Raw genomic sequence first — 888 nt, 5'->3', positions numbered from 1 at the left:
ACAAGGCACAGAGAGATGAAAAGCACTGATGCCTTCAAAGGCTATCATAGTAATTTTAATTAACTCGCTTGATTTGTTCATGAGTGTCTCGATTTGCGCGAACGTTGACTTTCAAGACAGTATCATAAGAAGTCGGAAAGTAGCATACTAAATCGTATAGAGAACATGACTTGTTAGTGAGTTTAGAGAGGCATTATGAAGATCCACCACCTACGTAGCGCAACTTTTCTCATTGAATCTGGCGAAACATTTATCCTTATTGATCCTATGTTGGGGAAAAAAGGCTCTATGCCTCCGTTTTCAGTCATTAAGGCTAAGGCCGCGAAAAATCCAACCGTTGAGATGCCAAGTAATGCCGATGAGCTACTAAACAAGGTTACTCATACCTTAATTACTCACAGTCAAACACTTGGTATCAAGGCATTACAACATGGAGATCACCTAGATCCGGCAGGTGAGATGTTTTTAACAAGTCGTAATATCCCAGTTGCGACACCAGCCAAAGATAAGGCTTACCTAGAAAAATACGACTTAACGGTAAATTGGGGAATTGAAGACTGGCAAACTATCGACTTTCTAGACGGAAAGCTCACCGCGGTTCCGGCTTTGCACGGCCATGGATGGATTCACAAGGTAATGGCTAATGGTGTTGGATTTTTCTTGGAGCTCCCCAATGAGCCTTCTATTTACATTAGCGGTGATACAGTTCTAACCGATGGTGTAAAACGAGCGTTGACTGAGTTGAAACCTGATATCACAGTAGTCGCGGCAGGTCGTGCTCGTATGGACGTTGGTCAACCGTTATTGATGTCTATTGATGAAGTGATGGAGTTTATTCGTCTTTCCCCTAATAAGGTGGTTGCGAACCATATGGAGGCACTAAACCAC

The 888-nt window shown here is 42.8% G+C and carries 1 protein-coding gene; it reads left to right on the top strand.

All coding sequences use genetic code 11. The annotated features are described in order from the left end of the window. Positions 1–195 precede the first annotated feature (195 nt). On the top strand, positions 196–888 hold a 693-nt coding region (locus AB4486_RS25815; protein ID WP_372119584.1), incomplete at its 3' end, for an MBL fold metallo-hydrolase.

The sequence above is a fragment of the Vibrio sp. 10N.222.55.C6 genome (assembly GCF_041473395.1).
Lineage (GTDB): Bacteria > Pseudomonadota > Gammaproteobacteria > Enterobacterales > Vibrionaceae > Vibrio > Vibrio crassostreae_C.
Note: the sequence above shows the minus strand (reverse complement) of the source record. Positions and strands in the feature narration are given on the sequence as shown.